The sequence below is a fragment of the Pseudomonas sp. p50(2008) genome, assembly GCF_015351605.1.
In the GTDB taxonomy this organism is placed as follows: Bacteria; Pseudomonadota; Gammaproteobacteria; order Pseudomonadales; family Pseudomonadaceae; genus Aquipseudomonas.
Genome location: NZ_JACMYF010000004.1, coordinates 404502 through 422684 on the forward strand (window position 1 = coordinate 404502; position 18183 = coordinate 422684).

General features: G+C 59.3%; 11 protein-coding genes. 6 read left to right on the forward strand and 5 right to left on the reverse strand.

What is annotated here, in order from left to right; translation table 11 throughout:
- Positions 1-21: 21 nt before the first annotated feature.
- The 3 genes from H7698_RS13570 to H7698_RS13580 all read right to left on the reverse strand — a co-directional run bounded on the left by H7698_RS13570 (position 22) and on the right by H7698_RS13580 (position 7580).
- Entirely contained in the window at positions 22-1395 is a 1374-nt protein-coding gene (locus H7698_RS13570; protein WP_194691698.1) for a DUF3999 domain-containing protein, read from the reverse strand.
- Positions 1392-4958, reverse strand: a complete 3567-nt coding sequence (locus H7698_RS13575) for a DUF2339 domain-containing protein (protein WP_194691699.1) — start codon at positions 4956-4958, stop codon at positions 1392-1394. Before H7698_RS13575 ends, H7698_RS13570 begins: the two co-directional genes overlap by 4 nt.
- 171 nt (positions 4959-5129) lie before the next feature.
- Positions 5130-7580 (reverse strand): glycogen/starch/alpha-glucan phosphorylase, encoded by a 2451-nt coding sequence (locus H7698_RS13580; RefSeq protein ID WP_162436956.1) that lies wholly within the window; start codon positions 7578-7580, stop codon positions 5130-5132.
- 259 nt (positions 7581-7839) lie between these two features.
- On the opposite strand from H7698_RS13580, the gene H7698_RS13585 reads away from it, so the two are divergent.
- Complete coding sequence (locus H7698_RS13585) at positions 7840-8280, forward strand: YkgJ family cysteine cluster protein (RefSeq protein WP_150797270.1); 441 nt, start codon at positions 7840-7842, stop codon at positions 8278-8280.
- A 190-nt stretch (positions 8281-8470) separates the two neighbouring features.
- Here H7698_RS13585 and typA read toward each other — a convergent pair whose 3' ends face one another.
- On the reverse strand, positions 8471-10291 hold the full coding sequence (gene typA, locus H7698_RS13590) for a translational GTPase TypA (protein ID WP_162436958.1): 1821 nt from the start codon (positions 10289-10291) through the stop codon (positions 8471-8473).
- A gap of 139 nt (positions 10292-10430) precedes the next feature.
- Positions 10431-11885: a tRNA uracil 4-sulfurtransferase ThiI gene (gene thiI, locus H7698_RS13595; protein WP_162436959.1), complete on the reverse strand. Its 1455-nt coding sequence runs from the start codon at positions 11883-11885 to the stop codon at positions 10431-10433.
- Positions 11886-12216: 331 nt separating this feature from the next.
- Between thiI and glnA the strand changes: the two genes are divergently transcribed.
- The 5 genes from glnA to ntrC all read left to right on the forward strand — a co-directional run bounded on the left by glnA (position 12217) and on the right by ntrC (position 17744).
- Entirely contained in the window at positions 12217-13623 is a 1407-nt protein-coding gene (gene glnA, locus H7698_RS13600) for a type I glutamate--ammonia ligase (protein WP_162436960.1), read from the forward strand.
- 244 nt (positions 13624-13867) lie between these two features.
- Entirely contained in the window at positions 13868-14377 is a 510-nt protein-coding gene (locus H7698_RS13605; RefSeq protein WP_162436961.1) for a DUF4124 domain-containing protein, read from the forward strand.
- Positions 14374-14994, forward strand: coding sequence for a DUF4124 domain-containing protein (locus H7698_RS13610; RefSeq protein WP_328803734.1), 621 nt, complete (start codon positions 14374-14376; stop codon positions 14992-14994). The genes H7698_RS13605 and H7698_RS13610 overlap by 4 nt, the downstream gene beginning before the upstream one ends.
- A gap of 231 nt (positions 14995-15225) precedes the next feature.
- Complete coding sequence (gene glnL, locus H7698_RS13615; protein ID WP_162436963.1) at positions 15226-16311, forward strand: nitrogen regulation protein NR(II); 1086 nt, start codon at positions 15226-15228, stop codon at positions 16309-16311.
- Positions 16308-17744 (forward strand): nitrogen regulation protein NR(I), encoded by a 1437-nt coding sequence (gene ntrC / locus H7698_RS13620; RefSeq protein WP_054055303.1) that lies wholly within the window; start codon positions 16308-16310, stop codon positions 17742-17744. Before glnL ends, ntrC begins: the two co-directional genes overlap by 4 nt.
- Positions 17745-18183: the final 439 nt, after the last annotated feature.

An 18183-nucleotide genomic window follows, 5' to 3' on the forward strand; every position in this document is an offset into this window, starting at 1 on the left:
GATGGTGCGCAGCACCGGTCTTCACGGCTTGACGGGCGGTTTACGCAGCAAACTGAACGCCATTGCCGCCAGAAACAACACGCTCAACAGCAACACCGCCCACAACCCGAACTTCTTCCAGTTCATGTCCGTCGTAGCGGCCGCTGTCACCGTGGAAGTAGTACTCACCACGGCTGCGCCTTCAACCGACGCCTTGCCCAACGCCACCCATTTCGCCGCCTTGTAATCCGGGATCAACGTCGACAACGGCAGGTTCGCCGCCTTCGCCGTCGCACTGCCCAGCACCAGTGTGTAAGGCCCGGTGCCGCGCGCCAGGAACACTAACTGCGTCGATCGTACGGCGAAACGGATCGTCGGCGCTTGCGCTCCCAAACCACCACCACGTTCGTCCACCACAAGCTTCAACTGCTGCACGGTTTGCCCCGGCAGTTGCAGCTCGTTTTGCATCACGTCCTGGCCATTCTGGGTCAGGCGATAGAGCAAACCGGTGCTTAATGCTTGCCACGGCAGACTGCTTTCCCGACGGCCGGACACAATGGCTGGCGCCAGACTGTTGGGCTGACTCAACTCGATCTGAACGCGCTCGACATTCAATCCCATCGGTAATTGCCAGGTGTATTCACCCGCCTTCACGCTGCTGCCCGCCAACGGTTGCGACCAGACCAACGGCTGCGGCACGTTGCGCGCACTGACGCTTTCGATTTGTGCCGAGGTCAAGGCAGGTGCCGATTGTGGTGAGCTCCAGAGCAGGCGCAGGTAACGCGCCGTCTGCCCCGGCAAACTGACTTCACGTTGCTCGACCCGTTCGTCGGCAAACGTCAGGCGCGCGACTTGCCCGTCGCCCCAGGATTGCCAGTGCTGCAGATCATCGCTGGCTTCGATGCTGAATCGCTGGAAGCCGTCGCGATCGCTGGTCCAGTCGAGGATCAATTGCTGCAACGGCGCTTTGATGGCGCTGGCGTCCAGCAACCAGCCACGCAGCACTTCTTCGCCGGCCTCGAGTTGGCTGGATGGCTGCACTTCGACCAGCGTGCCGTTGGCGGTCGATTGCACCCGCACACCCGGCGCGCGTTCGGTGGAATCGGCGGCGCTGTACAGCGGGAACCATTTCACATCGGACAGCACACGTTGCTCGCTGGATTGCGCCGACGCCCGAACCAAGGCGTAGGCCTGTGGCTCACCGGCAGCGTTGAAGACGCGCACATCGCTAAGATCTGTCTGGCGTGCATTCAATTGCACACTCAACGGCAGCTCAAGGCGATACCACGGCCCTTCCCCGCTCACCGACAAGGGCACCTGCGTGGTGAAATCCGCCGGTTTTTCCTGAGCATTGGCCGTGAGCGCCACACCCAACGCAACGGCACCCAACCATCCCAGGTTCAGCTTCTGACTCAAGACGACACTCCTTCGGTTTGCGGGGCGGGCTTATCCGCCTCCGGCGCAGCTTCGGCACGCTTGGGTGGCAGCGGGGCGAAATAGCCGACCACCAACAGCAACACACCCACGCCGATGAACGACACGATCCGCGCCAGTCCGCCGCGGTTACTCAATTCGACAAAGAACAGTTTGGCGACCACGACGCCGATCAGCGCCGCACCGATCAGCCAGACTTCGCGGCGATGACGCAGATGGCCGCCAATCATCAAGCTCAACGCCATCAAGGTCCACACGATCGACAGCCCCGCCTGCACCAGCATGGATGCCAGCAGCGCATCCAGCTCGAATGGAACACCACCCCAATGATGAGCGGTGCGCATCACCAGCGCGGTAAAGAAGGCAAACAGCGAGATACCTGCGACCAGTTGGCTGGCGAGATCAACGAAAGGCTTGCGGATCGCCAGTTGCGTCACGGCGTATCGGGACCAGACGAACACGCCGAACAACGCGAACAGCAGCCCCAACTCCAGCGGGTTGATCAGCGGCGCATAGGGCAAGGGCTCGGCGGTGCCGTCGCTGACAATATTCGCCAGCCAGAACCAGCCGAGCATCAGCAACGCCAGAGGCGCCGCCGCGTAGAGACGGTATTCACGAGGATAGGCGGACACCGGCCATGGCCAATTGCGCGGCGCGGCCATCAGCACCAGGTACAGGCTTGGCAGAATCGCCCAGCCCAGCCAGCGCCAGGCGTTGTATTGCTCGGACAACAGCAGCAAGCCGTAACGCAACTCCAGGGCCAGCACGCCGATCAACAGCCAGCCGCCCAGCACATGCGCCGCGCTGATCGCACGGGGCGCCAGCATGGGCGCCAGGCGCCGCACAGAGATGAAGTGGACGGTGAACACAGCTGCCCACGCCAGCCAGCCGACATTGGCAGCCGGGTGGAAACGGGCGTACAAGGCGTCGAGCAGCACCAGACCAGCCGCCGGTATCAGCGAGAGACAGAGCAAGCCCAGCGATGACCATTCAAGGCGCAACGCCAACCACGTCCACAACGCAACGCTCACTGCCGTGGCGACCAGCAGCAAAGTCGCCTGCAGGTCCACCGGCGCAAACCGCAGGATTTCCAGCCCCCACGCCAACGCCCACCAACCCGCGCCCCACACCAGCAACACCTGGGACAAACGCTGCAAGCTGAGCGAATCGAACGCCGAGGCATGGGTGCCAAGTTGCAAGCGCCAAGCGCCGATCAATGCCGCCAGACCCAAGACCAGTGGCGTCCAGAAACCGCCGTGTGCCAGGGGTCGCAGACCCTCGCTGGCCAATGCACCGAACAGCTGCGGACCCGACAGCAAAAACGCCGTGCCGCCGATCACCTGCAGCAGCAGACCGAAGATAAAACTCACTCGCTGCGTCAGATACAGGCTCAGCCAGATGATGAACAGCCCGCTGGCCGCCCACACGGCGCTCGCTGTTTGCCAAGGCAGAACGAACAGCACCGCCAGGTTGATCAGCACCAGACCCGCCAGCAACACCACCGACAAACCGCGCAACAGCCGCGGATCACTGCGCACCATTTCGTCCCTTGCCGCCAGCAACATCCCGGCAATCAGCGCCAGGCCGATCAACGACGCGCTGAGCAAGCCGCTCCAACCGGCGCTGAATACGGCGCCTGTCTCGCCACTCGAACCTTGCAGCCGCATCAGGAACAACGCGCCTCCCAGCAACTGCACGGCAAATGCGCTGAACAGGAAGGTGCGTGATTGCAGGCGCAGCCCGACGAACAAGGTGGCCAGACCGGCGAGCGCCCAACTGATCGTCGTGCCTTGTGTGAAGAAGAACAACGGCGCCAACAGATAGAGGAACGTCAAACCCAGGCACGCCAACACAGGCAGCCCTTTGCGTTCCCATTCCGAGATCTGTTCCGGCGTCGCTTTGCGCAATTGGTAGAAGCTGAACAGCAGCGCCACGCCGAGCATCAATGCACCGAGCGGTGCCCCATCGAGCAGGCTACTTTCGCCGCCGCGCAGCTCGCTGAGAAATGCCGCTGCCGCGCCCAATTGCAGCAGCAAGGCAAAGGCACGAGCCAACGGTCGTTGTTGACGCAGGCCGAGCCAGAAGATGCCCGCACCTTCCACGGCCCAAGCGGCCGAGGTCCAGCGAGCGTCGAGCCCCAACGGAATCGCCAGGCTGGTAAAAATCACGCCGAGTGCCAGGCAGGTTTCCGCTAACAGCAACGCCCGTCCACCACTGAGCAAACGCGCCAGCCCCATGTAGATCATGCCCAGCGCCAGCGCGCTGAAAGCCGCCGCGAACTCCAGATGCTGGATCAGTGCGAACTGCAAACCAAAGCCCACCAATGGCGGACCAAACAGCATCGTACCGTCAACGTAATCACCCTTGCGCGCCGACCAGCGCAACAGCGCCTCGCGACTGTCATCCTCGGGCGCGTCGCTCATCTCCAGCAGTTTGCGCCGGGCAAACAGCAAGCCGATGGCCAGGTACATCAGGAAGAACAGGACAAGAAACGGCTCGGTGCTCCACAGCAGTTCCGGCGTATAGGAGCGCAATCCCCAGGCGAAACCGATGCCGAAGGTGCTGACGAAGCCAATCAGGTTCAGCAGTCGCCAGGCCTTGAACCAGGCAATGCCGAGAATGCCGGCGTTGAGTAACGCGAAGTAGCTGAACAGGGCGACATGGTTACCTGCGCCAGTCGACGTCAGAATCGGCGCGGCGAAACCGCCGAGTGCCGCAACAGCGGCCAGGCCCAATGCATCCTGAGTGATGGCGAGGATCGCCGAGAACACCGTCACTGCCACCAGCAATCCCAATGCGGCACCAGGGTCGAGCAACGGGTGCAAGCGCATCGCGGCAAATACTGTCAGGTACAACACCGCGATCCCGGTGCCTTGCAACATGAGCGCGTATTGCCTGTTGCGCGTGCGCAGCCACCAACCTAAACCCAGCAAGCCCAAGGCAGCGCCAGCTACCCCGGCATAACGCAGTTCGATCGGCACCACCATGCCTTCAGTGGCATAGCGCAGCAGAAACGCCAGCCCGAGAAACAACAGCACCACGCCAACGCGCAGCACGGTGTTGCCGCCGAACAACCAGGCTCGAGCACCGTTGATGGCGCGCTCGATGAAGTTGGGGCCGCGTGGGGCGGCAGGCTCCTGGGGCTCGCGGGAGACCGGTTCTGGCTTCCAGGCGTCCACAGGCAGGGGTCGACTGGCTTCAGTGAACGCGGCGGTGACGGGTTCGAGTTCGGGAGGTAGCTCCCAGATCAGCTCTGGAGACTCAACAGGGATTTCATCGAGAATGAATTCAGGCGCCGGTTCGCTGCGTTCAGGCGCTTTGACGCCAGACGTCTCCAGCCATGCCAGCCGCTGCTGAACCGAAGTCAACGTGGCCTGCGTTTGCTCGAGCAACAGATGCTGGGCGGCGGTTTGCGAATCCAGACGGTTGATACGGATGGCTTGACCCATACCCAGACCGAGCAACGCACCCAGCAGCGCATCGCTGAACGACTCGTCGAGTATCCAGCCGAGCACCAGCCCTATCAGCATGAAAATCCATTGCATGGTCGATATCCCTAAGCGCATTGGCCAATCCGGGAAGATTAGCGCAGCCCGACACTAAAAGATCGCAGCCTTCGGCAGCTCCTACAAAGGCGTGGCAAGACGCGATCCTGTAGAAGCTGCCGAAGGCTGCGATCTTTTCCGGCACGCCAGTATATCGAGCCAGGCGAAGACTTACTCCAGCGCTTTCCAGATTTCCGTGGCGTACTCGCGAATCGTCCGGTCGGAAGAGAACCAGCCCATCCGCGACGTGTTCAGCACCGCCGAGCGCCACCATTCTTTGGAATCGTGCCAATGCGCTTCGACCCGCATCTGCGCGTCCCAGTAGGAATCGAAATCGGCGCAGACCAGGAAGCGGTCGTAGTCGATCAACGAATCAATCAAACCTGCATAACGGGACGGATCATCCGGCGAGAACACCCCGCCGCGAATCGCCTGCAGCACGTCGTTGAGTCGGTGAGACGCCGCGATGTCCGGTGTCGCATTGAACTCGTGGTTCTGTTTGCGCGCTTCCACCTGCTGGGCGCTTAGGCCGAAGATGAACATATGCTCGGCACCAATGCGCTCGCACATTTCCACGTTGGCGCCATCCAGAGTACCGATCGTCAACGCGCCGTTAAGGCCGAATTTCATGTTGCTGGTGCCCGACGCTTCGAAGCCGGCGGTGGAGATCTGCTCCGACAGATCCGCGGCCGGAATAATGCTCTCCGCCAGGCTGACGTTGTAGTTGGGCAGGAACACCACTTTGAGCAAGCCGCGCACGGTCGGGTCGTTGTTGACCACCCGGGCGATGTCGTTGGTCAATTTGATGATCAGCTTGGCCTGGTGATAACTGGCTGCCGCTTTGCCGGCGAAAATCTTCACACGCGGCACCCAGTCGATTTCAGGCTCGGCACGAATCGCCTGATAGAGCGCCACGGTGTGCAGCAGGTTGAGCAGCTGGCGTTTGTATTCGTGGATCCGTTTGACCTGCACGTCGAACATGGCGGCCGGGTTGACTGCCACTCCGAGTCGCTCATGAATGATGTACGCCAGGGCTTTTTTGCTGTGCAGGCGCTGCTCGGCGAAGGCCTTGAGGAACGCCGGTTTCTCGGAGAAAGGTTCCAGGTCGAGCAGGCGCTCTTCCGGGTTATCCAGCAAGTCGGGGCCCAATGCGTCGACCAGCATGGACGTGAGCTCGGAGTTGGCCTGGTAGAGCCAGCGGCGGAAGGTGATGCCGTTGGTCTTGTTGTTGATCCGCTCCGGGTAGAGCTTGTGCAGTTCGGAGAACACGGTTTTGCGCATCAGCTGGGTGTGCAGGCCCGACACGCCGTTGACGCTGTGGGAGCCGAGGAATGCGAGGTTGCCCATGCGCACACGGCGGCCGTTGTCTTCCTCGATCAGCGACACCGCGCGCAAAACGTCGAAGTCGTGAATGCCTTTGGCCCGTAGCGAGTCGATGTGCTGGGCGTTGATCAGGTAAATGATCTGCATGTGCCGTGGCAGCATGCGTTCCATCAGGCCGACCGGCCAGGTTTCCAGCGCTTCCGGCAGCAGCGTGTGGTTGGTGTACGAGAGCGTATCCACCGTGACCTGCCACGCAGCATCCCAGGCGACGTCATAGACGTCGACCAGTTGCCGCATCAGCTCGGCCACCGCAATCGAGGGGTGGGTATCGTTGAGCTGGATCGCCGCATGGTCGCCCAGGGTCAGCACCGAGGTGTGCATGTTACGGTGGCGCCGCAGAAGATCCTGCAAGGACGCGGCGACGAAGAAATACTCCTGACGCAGGCGCAGCTCCTGACCGGCTTCAGTGCTGTCTGCGGGGTAGAGCACGCGGGAAATACTTTCCGCCCGGGCGACTTCGGCGACGGCGCCCAAGTGGTCACCGGCGTTGAAACGTTCCAGGTGCAAATCTTCCATGGCACGGGCACGCCACAGGCGCAGCGTGTTGACGCTCGCCCCGCGCCAGCCGACTACAGGTGTGTCGTACGCAATGGCGCGAACGGTTTCCACTGGCGTCCACACCTGCTTGGACTTGCCGGCCTCGTCGGTGACGGTCTCAACGCTGCCACCGAAGCCGATGGGGTACACCACTTCCGGCCGTTCGAACTCCCATGGGTTACCGAAATCGAGCCAGTGTTCGGTTTGCTCTTGTTGCCAGCCATCGACGATGGCCTGGCGGAACAAGCCGTGCTCGTAACGAATACCATAGCCATGTCCGGCAATGCCGAGGGTCGACATGCTTTCCATGAAGCACGCTGCCAGACGGCCCAGGCCACCGTTGCCGAGGGCTGCGTCGGGTTCCAGCAAACGAATGCGTTCAATGTCGACGCCGAGTTCGGTCATGGCTTCGCGGGCAACGTCGAGCAGGCCGAGGTTGCTCAGGCTGTCGTAGAGCAGACGGCCGATAAGAAATTCAAGGGAGAGGTAATAAACGCGCTTCTGACCTTTGCGGTAGATCTGCCGCGTGTGATCCATCCAGTGCTCGACCATGTGATCGCGCGCGGCCAGGGCAATGGCTTCGAACCAGTCGTGGTCGAAGGCGTGATCGGGGTCTTTGCCCACCGCGTAGGTGAGTTTGGTCAAGACGGCGTCGCGAAATGCGGCCACCTCTGCTTCGCGAACAAGTGGTTCTTGAGTCATCGATAGGACCTCGAGCGAGCGTGGAGTAGTTGAGCCTAGACGGTCTGACAGGTCGTTGGAACTCTGGTTCGGCAGTTTTTCCCGTTAGTGCGAGATAGGTCGACATTAAAGAGTCATGTGCTGGAAATAATGCAGGGCCCGTGCCGAAATATGGCGGTTGAGAAGCGATAAGCGAAAAAATCTGGCGAAAGGTTGTTCAAAAATCCACCAGTCCCGGTATGATCGCGCGCCCTGATGCACACGCTGGTAACAACCGATGATGAAGTCCAATCTGATCGCCGCTGCTGAGATCGATCGCCTCGATACCTGGGCCAAGTACTCTGCGCCGATGTGCGGTTCGTGCGTATCCAGCTGCTGCACCCTGCCGGTCGAGGTCAAGATCAAGGATCTGATCCGTATCGGCATCGTCGACGAGTTCGAGCGCGGCGAACCGGCGAAGAACATCGCCAAGCGTTTGCAGAAGGAAGGGATCGTCGAGCGCTACAACCAGAAGTCCGAGATCTTCACCCTCCAGCGCATGAGCAATAACGATTGCCTGTACCTGGATCGTAAGAGTCGTCTGTGCACTATTTATGAAAAGCGCCCGGATACTTGCCGCAATCACCCAAAAATCGGCCCGCGGCCGGGCTATTGCGCTTACAAGCCCAAAGAAGTGGCGCGTGAAACCAGCAACAGCCGCAGGACTCTCGAAAAGTTTTAACACCCCCTGATCATTCCCACGCTCCGCGTGGGAATGCCTCAACGGACGCTCCGCGTCTGCTTTAGGGACGCGGAGCGTCCCGGGCTGTATTCCCGCGCAGAGCGTGAGAACAATCATCAAACCCCAGACAAACAAAAACGCCCCCGACCTTGCGGTCGGGGGCGTTTTTTTTGTCAGCTAACTAAATGACTTAGTTACCGGACTTCTTGGCAGCGCGGGTACGCTCGCTTTCGCCCAGGATCTTCTTACGAAGACGGATGGACTTAGGAGTCACTTCGCACAATTCGTCTTCTTGAACGAATTCCAGAGCTTGTTCCAGGGTGAAACGGATAGGCGGAACCAGAGCGATGGTTTCGTCTTTACCCGAGGCACGCATGTTGTCGAGCTTCTTGCCTTTGGTTGGGTTAACGCCCAGGTCGTTGTCGCGGCTGTTGATGCCGACGATTTGACCTTCGTACACGTCTTCACCGTGACCCAGGAACAATTTGCCGCGAGCTTGCAGGGTTTCCAGCGAGTAAGTCAGAGCCTTACCGGTAGCAACCGAAACCAGCACGCCGTTCTGACGGCCGGACATGTCGCCGGACTTCATCACGTCGTAACGGTCGAAGATCGAGGTCAGGATGCCTGCACCGGAGGTCAGGGTCAGGAACTCGTTACGGAAACCGATCAAGCCACGAGCCGGGATGTTGTACTCAAGGCGCACACGGCCCTTGCCATCCGGAACCATGTTGGTCAGGTCGCCTTTACGGATACCGATCTGCTCCATGATCGAACCTTGCGATTCTTCTGGCAGGTCGATGGTCACGTTTTCGTACGGTTCGTGCTTGACGCCATCAACCATGCGGATGATCACTTCCGGACGACCAACACCCATTTCGAAGCCTTCGCGACGCATGGTTTCGATCAGTACCGAGAGGTGCAGCTCACCACGGCCGGAGACTTTGAACTTGTCGGCGGTGTCGCCTTCTTCAACGCGCAGGGCAACGTTGTAGAGCAGTTCTTTGTCCAGACGCTCTTTGATGTTACGGCTGGTGACGAACTTGCCTTCACGGCCGCAGAACGGCGAGTCGTTAACCTGGAAGGTCATCGAAACGGTTGGTTCGTCAACGGTCAGCGGCTTCATCGCTTCGACGTTCAGTGGGTCGCACAGAGTGTCGGAGATGAACAACTGGTCGAAGCCGCTGATGCAGACGATATCGCCGGCAGCTGCTTCTTCAACGTCGATACGGTGCAGACCGTGGTGACCCATCAGCTTCAGGATACGACCGTTACGGCGCTTGCCGTCTGCATCGATCGCAACAACCTGGGTGTTCGGCTTGACGCGACCACGAGCGATACGGCCAACGCCGATGATGCCCAGGAAGCTGTTGTAGTCCAGTGCCGAGATTTGCATCTGGAACGGACCGTCACGGTCAACTTTCGGTGCTGGTACGTTGTCGACGATCGACTGGTACAGCGGGGTCATGTCTTCAGCCATGTCGGTGTGTTCCAGACCGGCAATGCCGTTCAGGGCCGAGGCGTAGACGACTTTGAAGTCCAGCTGTTCTTCGGTAGCACCGAGGTTGTCGAACAGGTCGAAGATCTGGTCCAGAACCCAGTCCGGACGTGCGCCTGGACGGTCAACCTTGTTGATGACCACGATTGGACGCAGGCCGGCTTCGAAAGCCTTCTTGGTCACGAAACGGGTTTGCGGCATAGGGCCGTCTTGAGCGTCAACCAGCAGCAGAACGGAGTCAACCATCGACATTACGCGTTCAACTTCGCCGCCGAAGTCGGCGTGGCCCGGGGTGTCCACGATGTTGATGTGGTAGCCGTTCCAGTTGATGGCGGTGTTTTTCGCCAGAATGGTAATACCGCGCTCTTTCTCCTGGTCGTTGGAGTCCATCACGCGCTCGTCGTTGAGCTCGTTGCGCTCCAGGGTGCCGGATTGACGCAAGAGTTTGTCTACCAGGGTGGTCTTACCATGGTCAACGTGAGCAATGATGGCGATGTTGCGTAGATTTTCGATCACTTGTGTATCTCGATCAGAGGATTCGGTGTGCTGACAAGTCTTGGCAGCGATTTACAGTAGAGTCAGGCCTTGCCGTTACAGCTTGACGGCAGAGTCGGGGGGCCGGTGACGCAGGCCACAGGCATACAGCCCCGGGCTCTTAGCTCGGTCGATAAACGCGCACATTGGCATGCCCCTCACTGAGCAAATGGTGGGCATGCAGGCGACTCATCACGCCTTTGTCGCAATACAGCAGGTACTGGCGAGTAGGGTCCAGTTCCTTGAAACGAGCGTTCAATGCATAAAACGGCATCGTCTGTACCTCAATGCCAGCAATTGCCATCGGGTCGTCTTCAGCGGCATCCGGGTGACGGATGTCGATGATGATCTGGCCCGCCAGTGCTTCGCTGACTTCTTCGATCTGCAAGTCCTGGCCCAATTCGTCGATTACGCGATCGATCGGTACCAGTTTGGCGTTCTCGAGCGCACGCTCAAGGACCGCCATGTCGAATTCTTTCTCTTCATGCTCCACGCGCGGACGCTTGGCGTGGGTCTTGGGGTTCACCGAGATGACCCCGCAGTATTCCGGCATGTGCTTGGCGAAATCGGCGGTACCGATTTCGTTGGCCAGATCAATGATGTCCTGCTTGTGACTGGCGATCAGCGGACGCAAGACCAGCTTGTCGGTCACACAGTCGATCACGGACAGGTTCGGCAGTGTCTGGCTCGATACCTGGGAAATCGCTTCACCGGTAACCAGCGCCTCGATCTCCAGCCGATCAGCGATTCGGGATGCAGCGCGCAACATCATACGCTTCAAAACCACACCCATATGACTGTTATCGACTTTCCCGAGAATTTCTCCCAGTACTTCCTCGAACGGCACACTGACAAATAACACGCGCTGGGAGCTTCCGTACTTCTTCCAGATGAAGTGCGCGACTTCCATCACGCCCAGCTCATGGGCCCTTCCGCCCAGGTTGAAGAAGCAGAAATGGCTCATCAGCCCGCGGCGCATGATCTGGTACGCGGCCACGGTGGAGTCAAAGCCGCCGGACATCAGTACAAGTGTCTGTTCCAGGGCACCCAGCGGATAACCGCCGATGCTGTTGTGCTGGTTGTGGATCACGAACAACCGTTTGTCGCGAATTTCGATGCGAACTTCGATTTCCGGCTCTTTCAGCGAGATTCCGGCAGCGCCGCACTGACGACGCAGCTGGCTGCCGACGTATTTCTCGACGTCCATCGAGCTGAATTCATGCTTGCCGGCACGCTTGCAGCGCACCGAAAAAATCTTCCCTGCCAGCGCGTCGCCGAAGTGCTGTTTGCACTTGGCAACGATGTCGTCGAAGTCGCCCAAAGGGTACTCGTCGACCTGCAGGAAATGCGCGATACCCGGCATGCAGCTCAGGCGCTCGGTCATCTCCTTCAGTACTTTGGGCTCGGCTACGCGGGTTTCAAGCTCGAGATTGTCCCACACACCGTTCACCACCACGGCCGGGTCCAGGTCGCGGAGCACGGTGCGGATGTTTTTGGCCAACTGGCGGATGAAACGCATCCGTACCGGGCGGCTCTTGATGGTGATCTCGGGGAAGACTTTTACGATTAGTTTCATGAAAACAGCGCGCGCTGGGCCAGCCGAAAAAGGGGGGCGCGGATTATAGCGGAAATTGCTCAAGGTTTAACCAGTTAATGTGCAGAAGGTTTTGCGCGCACCAAAACAGGTCATTTACTGAAAGCAGCGCCACATTACAGGGCGATATTTTTCAGTAAACGTATTATCAAGCCTTTATAAGCGTGAATTTGGGGCAAAAAACCCACGGTGGGGCACTGGCATGCAATTTGCTCCCTTGTGAGGCAGGTTGCCTTGGCAGAGTATTCGCGCCGGCATCACCCACATTCTAAGGGCATCCACTACTTAAGCCCGAAGCCACCCGGAGGACACTATGTCGAAGTCGGTTCAACTCATCAAAGATCATGACGTCAAGTGGATTGATCTGCGCTTCACGGACACCAAAGGCACTCAGCACCACGTGACCATGCCGGCTCGCGACGCGCTGGATGACGCTTTCTTCGAAGAAGGCAAAATGTTCGACGGTTCCTCCATCGCTGGCTGGAAAGGCATCGAAGCTTCCGACATGATCCTGCTGCCGGATGACAGCACTGCCGTTCTCGATCCGTTCACCGAAGACCCAACGCTGATCATCGTGTGCGACGTCATCGAGCCGTCGACCATGCAGGGCTACGACCGTGACCCACGTGCGATCGCCAAGCGTGCCGAGGAATACCTGAAGTCGACCGGTATCGGCGATACCGTTTTCGTTGGCCCGGAGCCAGAGTTCTTCATCTTCGACCAAGTGAAATTCAAGTCGGACATCTCCGGCTCGATGTTCAAAATCATCTCCGAACAAGGTTCGTGGATGTCTGACCAGGACGTCGAAGGCGGCAACCACGGCCACCGTCCAGGCATCAAAGGCGGCTACTTCCCGGTTCCACCGTTTGACCACGACCACGAAATCCGTACCTCCATGTGCAACGCCATGGAAGAAATGGGCCTGGTCATCGAAGTTCACCACCACGAAGTGGCAACTGCTGGCCAGAACGAAATCGGTGTGAAGTTCAACACCCTGGTCGCCAAGGCTGACGAAGTTCAGACCCTGAAGTATTGCGTACACAACGTGGCTGTTGCTTACGGCCGTACTGCTACCTTCATGCCTAAGCCTCTGTACGGCGATAACGGTTCGGGTATGCACGTTCACCTGTCCATCGCTAAAGAAGGCAAGAACACCTTCGCTGGCGAAGGCTATGCCGGCCTGTCCGACACCGCCCTGTTCTTCATCGGCGGCATCATCAAGCACGGTAAGGCACTGAACGGCTTCACCAACCCGTCGACCAACTCCTACAAGCGTCTGGTTCCAGGTTTCGAAGCGCCAGTGATGCTGGCTTACTCGGCTCGCAACCGTTCCGCTTCGATCCGTATTCCTTACGTGTCCAGCCCTCGCGCTCGCCGTATCGAAGCTCGCTTCCCGGATCCGGCAGCCAACCCGTACCTGGCCTTCGCTGCTTTGGTAATGGCTGGCCTGGACGGTATCCAGAACAAGATCCACCCTGGCGATGCAGCCGACAAAAACCTGTACGACCTGCCGCCTGAAGAGGCGAAAGAGATTCCACAAGTTTGCGGCAGCCTGAAAGAAGCCCTGGAAGAGCTGGACAAAGGTCGTGCGTTCCTGACCAAAGGCGGCGTTTTCAGCGACGACTTCATCGACGCTTACATCGCTCTGAAAAGCGAAGAAGAAATCAAGGTCCGTACCTTCGTACACCCACTGGAATACGAGCTGTACTACAGCTGCTGATCCGGTAGCGCCTGCGCAAGCGGCGTGACAAAAAGAGGCCTCCTTCGGGAGGCCTTTTTTGTGGGCAAAGTCAAAAGATCGCAGCCTTCGGCAGCTCCTACTTTGGAACGCGTACAACCTGTAGGAGCTGCCGAAGGCTGCGATCTTTTGATCTCGCTTTTATGCACCCGAATGTTAACAACTTGGGTCAACCGCCAGCCCTGACCTATGCTGCACCCCAACGCTTTCGTTTCTGGTCGATTTTATGGGTCGTGGTTTTCTATTGATGTTGCTGCTGATCGCGCTGCCTGCCGCAGCGCAGATCTATAAGTACACCGACGCCGCCGGCAATACCGCGTACAGCAATCAGCCGCCCGATGGCGTGCAGGCGCAACCTGTCGACTTGCCACCCCTGAACAGCGTCGAGCGACAGGCCCCTCCTGCACCAGCTGCCGAAGCCAGTAACCGTCAGCAGCCACTGAGCGCCTATGAGGTGCTTGAGCTGACCAACTTGCCCACCACCGAAGCCCTGCGCGCCAACAACGGCACGTTCACGGTCAATGTGCAGATCAAACCTCGCCTGCAAGGACCTCATCTGTTCAGGCTGTTGCTGGATGATCAACCTTACGGCCAGCCGAGCAACGTACCGATCCTGCAACTGGTCAACATCGACCGCGGTGAACACAGCCTCGCCGTTCAGGTCATCGATGGAGAAAGCATCATTCAGCAAAGCCCGACCATCACCTTCACTGTGCAACGGGTCCATAAACCGTGAGGGCGTGGCTGCTGCTGCCCTGCCTGATCGCGCTGCCCGTGGCAGCCGAGGTCTTCACCTATACCGACGCCCAGGGCAATCGGGTCTTCACCGATCAACCCGGCACGGGCAACGCCAAACGTGTGCCGATGGCGCCGAGCAATCGGATGTCCGCCAACCCGACCGGCGCAGTACCCGTCATTATCGGGAAGAAAACGGCAACACCACCGCCGTTTCATTACGACATGCTGAGAGTGCTGATACCGGAACCCGACGCCACGGTCCGCAGCAGCGCCGGTGAACTGATTGTCAGCGTCACCAGCGAACCCGGCCTGCAACGAGGTCACCGCTATCGCCTGCTGGTGGACGGCCAGCCCACGTCCGAACCCGGACGGAGCCCGGTGTTTGCCCTGAACAACCTCGACCGCGGCTCCCACAACCTGTCGGTGGAAATCATTGACGAGCAGGGCCGCACCGTCGAGCGCACTGCCAACCAGCCCTTCCACATGCTGCGTATTTCCCTCGCGCAAAAACGCCAGGTCAAACCCTGCTTGCTGACCGATTACGGTCAGCGACCCGAATGCCCGCTCAAAGACAAACCCGAAGAAGAAAAAAATCCCTTCCTGCGATTCTTTTAATTGTCACTTACGATTGCGCACTGTATTGGTGCGAATCGCGCCATCGTTCCCAACTTCCATCCCATTTTGGTTCGAAAGTACCCGTGATAGCTGGCAGAACGCCACGTAAATGAGCGTCAAACGCCCGTTTCAGGCCTTAAACGCTTCTTTTCGGAGCCTTGGTTTGGTTTTTGCATTTTCCCCGCATCAGCGCTTTATTCATGCGCGCGCCCTGCTCCAAAAGAGGTCCTGATGACCATTAGCGACGCACTGCATCGATTGCTACTCGACAACCTCACCACCGCCACCATCCTGCTCGACGCCGAGCTGCGCCTCGAGTACATGAACCCGGCGGCTGAAATGCTGCTGGCCATCAGCGGCCAGCGTAGCCATGGGCAGTTCATCAGCGAGTTGTTCACCGAGTCCACCGAAGCACTGAATTCTCTGCGCCAGGCAGTCGAGCAGGCCCATCCGTTCACCAAGCGCGAAGCGATGCTTACTGCCCTCACCGGCCAGACGCTGACCGTCGATTACGCGGTGACTCCGATCCTCGCCAACGGCGCCACCATGCTGCTGCTGGAAGTCCATCCCCGTGATCGCTTGCTGCGGATCACCAAGGAAGAGGCACAGCTGTCGAAGCAGGAAACCAGCAAGATGCTGGTGCGCGGCCTCGCTCATGAAATCAAGAATCCGCTCGGCGGGATTCGTGGGGCCGCACAATTGCTCGCCCGTGAACTGCCGGAAGAAAGCCTGCGCGATTACACCAACGTGATCATCGAAGAAGCCGATCGCCTGCGTAACCTCGTCGATCGCATGCTCGGCTCCAACAAGCTGCCGTCACTGGCCATGTGCAACATTCACGAAGTGCTGGAGCGCGTCTGCCACCTGGTCGAGGCCGAAAGCCAGGGTTGCATTACCTTGGTGCGCGATTACGACCCAAGCATTCCGGACGTCCTGATCGACCGTGAACAGATGATTCAGGCGGTGTTGAACATCGTGCGCAACGCGATGCAGGCCATCAGTAGCCAGAACGAGCTGCGCCTGGGCCGCATCAGCCTGCGTACGCGCGCCATGCGCCAGTTCACCATCGGCCATGTGCGCCATCGACTGGTGACCAAGATCGAAATCATCGACAACGGTCCCGGTATTCCAGCGGAACTGCAGGAAACCATCTTCTTTCCCATGGTCAGCGGCCGTCCGGACGGTACCGGGCTGGGCCTGGCCATTACCCAGAACATCATCAGCCAGCACCAGGGCCTGATCGAATGTGACAGCCATCCAGGCCACACAACCTTCTCGATCTTTCTGCCACTGGAACAAGGAGCCACATCGACATGAGCCGTAGTGAAACCGTGTGGATCGTCGATGACGACCGATCAATCCGTTGGGTTCTGGAAAAAGCCTTGCAACAGGAAGGCATGACCACGCAAAGCTTCGACAGCGCCGATGGCGTGATGAGCCGCCTGGCGCGCCAGCAGCCGGACGTGATCATCTCCGACATCCGCATGCCGGGCGCCAGCGGTCTGGACCTCCTGGCGCGGATTCGCGAGCAACACCCACGGCTGCCGGTCATCATCATGACCGCGCACTCCGACCTGGACAGCGCTGTCGCGTCCTATCAGGGCGGCGCATTCGAATACCTGCCCAAGCCGTTCGACGTCGACGAAGCCGTGTCCCTGGTCAAGCGTGCCAACCAGCATGCTCAGGAACAGCAAGGCCTGGAAGTGCCAGTCGCCCTGACCCGCACCCCGGAAATCATCGGCGAAGCGCCGGCGATGCAGGAAGTGTTTCGCGCCATCGGGCGCTTGAGCCACTCCAACATCACCGTGTTGATCAATGGTGAATCCGGGACCGGCAAAGAGCTGGTGGCGCATGCCCTGCACCGCCACAGCCCTCGTGCGGCGTCGCCATTTATTGCGCTGAACATGGCGGCAATTCCGAAAGACTTGATGGAATCCGAGCTGTTCGGTCACGAGAAGGGCGCGTTTACCGGCGCAGCCAACCTTCGTCGCGGGCGTTTTGAACAGGCTGATGGCGGCACGTTGTTCCTCGACGAAATCGGCGACATGCCGGCGGATACGCAAACCCGCTTGCTGCGCGTGCTGGCGGACGGCGAGTTCTACCGCGTTGGCGGTCATACGCCGGTCAAGGTGGATGTGCGAATCATCGCCGCGACGCACCAGAACCTCGAAACCCTGGTGCACGCGGGGAAATTCCGTGAGGACTTGTTCCATCGCCTCAACGTGATCCGCATTCACATCCCGCGCCTGTCAGATCGTCGCGAAGACATCCCGACCCTCGCCAAACACTTCCTCAGCCGCGCCGCGCAAGAACTCGCGGTTGAGCCGAAGCTGCTGAAAAGTGAAACCGAGGAATACCTGAAGAACCTGCCGTGGGGCGGCAACGTGCGCCAGCTGGAGAACACCTGCCGCTGGATCACGGTGATGGCTTCCGGCCGCGAAGTGCACATCAGCGACTTGCCGCCAGAGTTGCTGAACCTGCCGCAGGATTCGGCGCCGGTCACCAACTGGGAACAAGCATTGCGCCAGTGGGCAGACCAGGCGCTGGCTCGCGGTCAGTCGAGCTTGCTTGACAGCGCCGTGCCGGCCTTTGAGCGAATCATGATTGAAACCGCCCTGAAACACACCGCTGGCCGCCGCCGCGATGCTGCGGTTTTGTTGGGCTGGGGACGAAATACCCTGACTCGCAAGATCAAGGAACTGGGGATGAAAGTTGATGGTGGGGATGATGATGAAGGGGAAGAGGGCTAATCAGCCTGTAGATCTTCGCTGATCGTTAGATCCATTCGCGGGCAAGCCCGCTCCCACAGTGATCTTTGGTGCTTTCACAATTTTGTGTACACCGCTGAATACTGTGGGAGCGGGCTTGCCCGCGATGCTTTTGGGGGTTCGGTGCACCGACTGAAGGCACCGTGAACCGCAATCGCGCACAAACACTGCCTTCAAATCCCACCTTTTTTCGCAATCGAACACCCACCGAAAAAACACGAAAGCCCCGCAATACGGGGCTTTCAGCATTCAACGACGACTTTCTGTTTCAACTTGTTAAAAGCTGGCACGCCCCCTGCAATAGTCCCTTCAGTGATTCGATTCACTACCCAGTTTCGGGGACCTTGGTACAGGCAGGCCGGGGATTCCCCTCTTTACACCGGGCTCATACCGCACTTGCGACGAGCCACGCAGTTTTGGG

Coding starts and splice junctions, on each gene's coding strand:
- H7698_RS13575 (WP_194691699.1), bottom strand. CDS start 4,958: ATGCAATGGATTTTCATGCTGATAGGGCTGGTGCTCGGCTGGATACTC.
- H7698_RS13580 (WP_162436956.1), bottom strand. CDS start 7,580: ATGACTCAAGAACCACTTGTTCGCGAAGCAGAGGTGGCCGCATTTCGC.
- H7698_RS13585 (WP_150797270.1), top strand. CDS start 7,840: ATGAAGTCCAATCTGATCGCCGCTGCTGAGATCGATCGCCTCGATACC.
- thiI (WP_162436959.1), bottom strand. CDS start 11,885: ATGAAACTAATCGTAAAAGTCTTCCCCGAGATCACCATCAAGAGCCGC.
- glnA (WP_162436960.1), top strand. CDS start 12,217: ATGTCGAAGTCGGTTCAACTCATCAAAGATCATGACGTCAAGTGGATT.
- H7698_RS13605 (WP_162436961.1), top strand. CDS start 13,868: ATGGGTCGTGGTTTTCTATTGATGTTGCTGCTGATCGCGCTGCCTGCC.
- glnL (WP_162436963.1), top strand. CDS start 15,226: ATGACCATTAGCGACGCACTGCATCGATTGCTACTCGACAACCTCACC.
- ntrC (WP_054055303.1), top strand. CDS start 16,308: ATGAGCCGTAGTGAAACCGTGTGGATCGTCGATGACGACCGATCAATC.